This window comes from Microcystis sp. M31BS1, assembly GCF_020245285.1.
Lineage (GTDB): Bacteria > Cyanobacteriota > Cyanobacteriia > Cyanobacteriales > Microcystaceae > Microcystis > Microcystis panniformis.
On the sequence record NZ_JADBVE010000137.1, the window covers coordinates 21,543 to 27,637 of the forward strand.

Consider the following 6,095-nt stretch of genomic DNA (forward strand, 5'->3'; position numbering starts at 1 on the left):
GATTTTTACCAGAGGTCTTATGATTCCCTCAAGCGAGCGCTACTGGCTCAAAAATGCTCATATTCCCGTTTCCCTGCTAGAAAATGAGAGTTTCTCTCCCCAAACCTCCGAGGGATTAACCTTAGTTAATCTGGAAATTAATGACGGTAACATTAATCGCATCACCTCAACAATCCCCCCCGAAGATAATATTCCCGTTATTGACCTCAAAAAAAAGATTGTTTTTCCTTGCTTTGTTGATATGCACACCCATCTCGATAAAGGTCATAGTTGGCATCGTTGTCCTAACCATGATGGCACTTTTGACAGTGCCTTAAAAATGGCCCTAGAGGATTCCCGACGGGAGTGGCGCTTAGAGGATGTGTATCGTCGCATGGAATTCGGCGTTAAATGCAGTTATGCCCACGGAACCGCCGCTATTCGCACCCATATCGACTCTTTTGGTCAACAGGCACAGATTAGCTTAACCGCTTTGGCAGAATTGCAACGACAATGGGCCGGTAAAATCACCCTGCAAGCGGTTTCCCTAGTTTCCCTTGACTACTATCAAACCTCCGAGGGAGCGGCCTTAGCCGATAAAATCGCCGAATTTGGGGGCATATTAGGGGGAGTAGCCTACACAAATCCTGATTTACAGGCACAAATTGATATTACCTTCAAATTAGCCCAAGAAAGGGGTTTAAATCTCGATTTTCATCTGGATGAAAACGGCGATTCCGATTCTACCTGTTTAGCAGCGATCGCCCGTACTGCTATCAAAGAGCAATTTTCTGGACAAATCATCTGTGGTCACTGTTGCAGTTTAGCGGTACAATCCCCTGAAATAATCCAAGAAACCCTAAATTTAGTCAAAAATGCGGGTATTGCTATCGTTAGCTTGCCGATGTGCAATCTCTACCTACAGGATCGTCAAGAGGAAAAAACCCCCTTTTGGCGCGGGACAACTAAGGTAAAAGAGATGAAAAAAGCGGGAATTCCGGTAGCTTTTGCCAGCGATAACTGTCGCGATCCCTTTTATGGTTTTGGGGATCACGATGGTTTAGAAGTCTTTACCCAAGCGGTGCGGATTGCCCATCTCGACACACCCTACGCTGACTGGGTAAATAGTGTCACCCTCACCCCAGCAAATCTGCTCGGATTGCCCCATTTAGGGCGTATTAAGACGGGTCTAGAGGCAAATTTGTTAATTTTCAAGGCGCGCTACTTTAGCGAGCTATTATCGCGACCACAGTGGGATCGCCTCGTGATTCGGCGCGGGTTAAGCATCGATACTACTCTCCCCGATTACCAAGAGTTAGATGATTTAGTTTTAGGAATTGAGCAACTCCTGTAAGGGTTTGACAAAAACTACCGATTCTAGGTTGATAGCACCGTAAATATGGGGAAAGGTCTCTTTTTCTAGCTCTAGAGTTGCATTTTCTGGGTTAGGATGCTGGGGCTGCTCCCATTTGACAGGGGACTGCAATTGTTCAGGAGAAATGGCTAAAACCAGCAAATCTGGCTGATTTTGATAAAAAGCGTCCACAACTTTCGGAATTTGTTCTAAGGTGGAGCAATGGATAAATCCCTCATTTTTTAGGGAATAAGCCCGATATTCCCCCATTTCACGAGCTATTTGCCAACCTCTTTCTGTGGTGATGTGATAGATCATCGGTTCGCCTCCTACTGTCACTTTATTCCTAATTTTAGGATATAGCCTGAAGCTGTCAGCGGCCCTCAATTCTCTTAAACTAGAGGTCAAGGAATAAAGACAAGAAATTTGTCCGACCACTTACCAGAAAAAAATGGCTGGTAACGTCCTCAAAATCTCTTTATAGTCTCTTTTTACCTGATATTAACCTTTTCCCCTTAAAATAAGCTTACCGAGCCAGTAACTGCAAAAATCTATGTTAGATAAAATATTTACTCCCAATCCCTACGCTGAAAAACCCGCACCTCTGCGTCCTCGCAAGGGGGTGATTATCGGTGTTGGTCAGGTGGGGATGGCCTGCGCTTACTCGATGTTAATTCAAGACTGTTTTGATGAATTAATTCTGCAAGATATCGCCACCGACAAAGTCGAGGGGGAAGTGATGGATTTAAGGCACGGAATGCCTTTTATTGAACCCACAGACTTGAAAATGGGAACCGTGGCCGATGTGGGACAAAATGCCGATGTGGTGATTATTACTGCCGGGGCCGCCCAAAAAGAGGGAGAAACCCGATTACATCTCCTTGAGCGAAATGTGGCGATTTTCCGCCGTATTCTTGCGGATGTGGCTGTTTACTGCCCCAGTGCTTTGATTTTGGTGGTGAGTAATCCCGTCGATATCATGACCTATGTTACCCTTAAAATCACCCATTTTCCGCCTTCTAGGGTGATTGGTTCGGGTACAGTGTTAGATTCTGCTCGTTTACGCTCTCTTTTATCCACCCAACTCCATGTAGATGCGCGTAACGTCCACGCTTATATTATCGGTGAACACGGGGATAGTGAGCTTGCTGTGTGGAGTTCGGCTAATATCGGAGGAGCAAGGTTATTAGAAGGAGATTGGCAGGATTTAAGCGCGGCCGACCAAGAAAGCTTAACAGAAATTTTTCTTCAGGTTAAAAACGCCGCCTATGAAATTATCAAACGCAAGGGTTATACTAGCTATGCGATCGGTTTAGCTACCACGGATATCGTTAAAGCGATTTTACGTTCCCAAGAAAGAATTCTCACTATTAGCACTCTCCTCGATGGTCAATACGGTCTCAAAGATGTGTGTTTAAGTATTCCCTCGGTGGTTAACGAGAAAGGAGTGATTAAAACCCTGAATCTTGCCCTCAGTCCCAGAGAAACCCAACAGTTACATAATTCGGCCAAAATCATGCGCGATTTAATCGATCAACTCAAAATTTAACTTAGGGTTGGCTGAATAAATCTAAAAACATTGTTGGCTAAGATTTTTAGATTTTTTTGCCCTCAAAAAGTGCCAGACATAAGAGCGATCGAGGGGAAATTTTAGGCACTTTTTCCCCGAAAATTAGGTAATTGTGGGGTGGACTGAAGCAAGTAGTGCTAGACTTCCCGAAAAGTCTATTTTATTGCAGCTTGTTGTTAGGAATCTACTTAAAAGAGGTTGTTTAATCTGGCTAATACGCTTTTGGTTATGATATGGGGAAAAGTTCGCTGCGATGGTGCTAAAATGGTGTGATATGCCGAAAGTTAACCCACATCGTTACTCTCAGGAGTGTTATAGAGAAAATTTCTGTATAATTAATGGTTAGGCGGCGTACATTGATTGATTTTGACCAGCCCAGAATCTATAATGGTTATCCAGAGAAAATAAGGGGAGCCTGATTTTATGCCACTGAATATGGAGTATCAATCCTATTCGATCAGAAAACTACTAGACTCCGTAAGTAGCGGTAGTGTGAGAATCCCAGCTTTCCAAAGAGGTTTTGTCTGGGGTATGGATAGGGTTGCATACCTGATGGACAGTATTTATAAAAATTATCCTTTCGGATCACTATTACTTTGGCGAACTAAATACAAGCTTGCAGTAGAACGCAAACTAGGGCAATTTGAGCTTCCAAAGCCAACGGAGGATTATCCAATAGATTATGTGCTGGATGGTCAGCAAAGACTCACATCCATATTCTCTGTTTTCCAAACCGAGTTAGAACCAACCTCAGAAGGTGGATGGCTGCAAATATATTTCGATTTTGAAGCAGATGACGATGTACAAGAAAGTAAATTTTTAGCCCTTCAAGAGGGTGATGTTGATCCAAATCGCCATTTTCCTTTAAGCGTCTTATTTGATTCCGTGAAATATAGAGAAGCAGCTTCGAAATTTTCAAACGATCAAATTAGACGATTGGATAGAATGCAAGAAAAATTTAAGGAAGTGTCAATTCCTGCCCAAATTCTCAAGACGGATGATAGGGCAATCGTTGCCATTGTATTTGAACGTGTCAATAGATTGGGAATGGAACTTGATACTCTTCAACTTCTTGCCGCATGGACTTGGAATGATGATTTCGATCTACTAGAGAACTTCAAAGAATTGAAAGAAGATCTTGAAGAGTTTGGATTCTCTGAAGTTGGTGAAGATTCTGATCTGATCCTAAGATGTGCTGCTGCTATTTTGATGAAAGACCCTACTCCAGATACCCTTTTAAAATTGAATGGTCAACAGGTTAGAACTGCTTTTCCTAAAGTAAGAAATGGAATTTTTGGTGCTATTGATTTCTTGAGGACACAATTGAAGGTTATGTCTCTTAAGAATTTACCCTATTCGGCGTTAATTATTCCTCTGTGCGTGTTTTTCGCAGAACCTGATGGCAAACAAATATCGTATGATGCAAAAGTTTATGCAAGATTGAAAAAGTGGTTTTGGAGATCGTGCTTCACTAACCGATATGGTAGCCAAATCAAGAGAACTGCAACAACTGACATCAATGAAGTAGAGAAACTTAAAAGTGGCGAAGCGAGCGTTTTGGGTGATATCCCATATGATATAGATGAATGCTTCTTCAAAGACAGTTACTTTCGACTAACTAGCGCCAATACAAAAACTTTTATATTAATGTTGGCTAACAATGATCCAAAAACTTTTCTGTCTGGCTCATCAATTGATCTAGATAAAGTTTTACAGAAATACAACAGGGCTGAATTTCATCACATTTATCCCAAAGCTTACTTAAGAGATGCAGGGCATTCTGACAAAGAAATTAATTGTCTTGCAAATTTCTGTTTCATAAATGCTTCAGAGAACAAAAAAATAGGGCGCAAGAGACCGTCTGAGTATATCACACTAATGCCCAAAGATGATGATTTAAAAAGCATCCTAACAAGTGCTTTTTGCTCGGATGAGACTTTTAATGATGATTTTTCGCTTTTCGTCACTAATAGGTCATCTCTTTTATTCAACTTTGCTAAAAACTTAATGCAAGATGCCACGTCAAGCTAAAGCTTTGGTAGAGTGTGTTAATGAAATCTAACACACCTCTTTTTTCTCTAGTCGTAGTACCATGCTCATTCATTGAAGCAAGTGATTGTAAGCTAACGGGGTTTTTTGATTTTTGAAAAGGCGATCGTTAGTTACCGTCCTGACTTAAAAAATAGCCAACTGCACGCTGAAGCTGTTCCATCCCTTGTTGCAGTTGGTCAATACGAGCCTTAGATTCCTCCATTTGTTGAGCAGTAGCTTCCACAAACCGATCAATACGCCGATTCGTTGCCTCACTGATTGCTGCTAATCTGTCAATATTGCTTTCTATTCGCTCTATTCGCTGCTGACTTGCCTCTAGACTGGCTTCAATACGGTCTAACCGAGAACTTTGCCACCACATTTAGTTAACACCTTGAAAATAAGCGATTATTGTCCTCAGTTTAGCAAATCTTTAGACAAATTAATCTCTTTTCATAGGGCGATCGCTTGAGGTGAAACTGCGATCGCCGCTCTGGTAGTTAATGAAATCTAACACACCTCTTTTTTCTCTAGTCAAACTATTTTTGACTAATCTCGAATGCTAAGTCGTATCTGTAAAAACAGACATCAAAGGCAAGAAAGAAGTTCATCTGTCCTAGTATTAGCGGCGCATATTTATCTTGTGTCCAAGCAAAGGCTAAATCTACGGTGGGGAATTGCTCAACAGTAGCTTTAACAACCAATGCACGAGCTTCAAATCTAGCTAAATTACCTCCTAATGGCAGAGATAGCCTTTGGTTTTCCCAGACTTCACCTAAAGCTAAACCCATTTCATAGGGCAACACATTAACACTAGAACCAGTATCCAAGAGACCCGAAACATTCAAGGATTGACTTTGATAAATTACATGACACTGTGCTGGTGGATGATAGTCAGTCTAAACCTCAACTATTTAAGGTTTCCTATAGTGACTCAGATTGCTTAAATGCTCAGAAACAGGCTCTCTTAGACATTGTGGCGGAACGAAACAAGCTGATTCATCAAGATTTAGCGCCACTCGGTACTATACTTTAGACGTTCATAATCTGAGATTTATTAAACTTCTGAAATCGTAGAGTCAGCAAGGAATCCAGTTCTTTTTTATGTTTCAGATGGGCATCATTCAGACATTCATAAATAGCTGAAGAAAAGTCAGAAAA

6 protein-coding genes and 1 pseudogene are annotated in these 6,095 nt (G+C 41.5%); 3 read left to right on the forward strand and 4 right to left on the reverse strand.

The features are described 5' to 3' along the window. Positions 1–19 precede the first annotated feature (19 nt). A complete protein-coding gene (locus IM509_RS07860) occupies positions 20–1,333 on the forward strand; it encodes a cytosine deaminase (protein WP_185236968.1) in 1,314 nt (437 codons plus the stop codon). Here the strand turns inward: IM509_RS07860 and IM509_RS07865 are convergent. Beyond that, positions 1,310–1,651, reverse strand: a complete 342-nt coding sequence (locus tag IM509_RS07865) for a DUF952 domain-containing protein (protein ID WP_272079486.1) — start codon at positions 1,649–1,651, stop codon at positions 1,310–1,312. The genes IM509_RS07860 and IM509_RS07865 overlap by 24 nt on opposite strands. Positions 1,652–1,886: 235 nt before the next feature. Here IM509_RS07865 and IM509_RS07870 point away from each other — a divergent pair, with 235 nt between their 5' ends. Beyond that, positions 1,887–2,882, forward strand: a complete 996-nt coding sequence (locus tag IM509_RS07870) for an L-lactate dehydrogenase (RefSeq protein ID WP_052275820.1) — start codon at positions 1,887–1,889, stop codon at positions 2,880–2,882. A 444-nt stretch (positions 2,883–3,326) separates the two neighbouring features. Further along, on the forward strand, positions 3,327–4,934 hold the full coding sequence (locus IM509_RS07875; RefSeq protein WP_221634788.1) for a DUF262 domain-containing protein: 1,608 nt from the start codon (positions 3,327–3,329) through the stop codon (positions 4,932–4,934). A 127-nt stretch (positions 4,935–5,061) separates the two neighbouring features. Here the strand turns inward: IM509_RS07875 and IM509_RS07880 are convergent, their stop codons facing one another. From IM509_RS07880 to IM509_RS07890, 3 genes and pseudogenes are all read right to left on the reverse strand, one after another. Further along, complete coding sequence (locus IM509_RS07880) at positions 5,062–5,316, reverse strand: hypothetical protein (protein ID WP_002755102.1); 255 nt, start codon at positions 5,314–5,316, stop codon at positions 5,062–5,064. Positions 5,317–5,473: 157 nt separating this feature from the next. Beyond that, the gene (locus tag IM509_RS07885) at positions 5,474–5,800 is read right to left on the reverse strand and encodes a pepsin/retropepsin-like aspartic protease family protein (RefSeq protein WP_185236970.1); all 327 of its coding nucleotides are present in this window, start codon (positions 5,798–5,800) and stop codon (positions 5,474–5,476) included. Between the two features lie 166 nt (positions 5,801–5,966). Next, positions 5,967–6,095 (reverse strand): annotated as a pseudogene (locus tag IM509_RS07890) (IS630 family transposase); the annotation flags it as partial.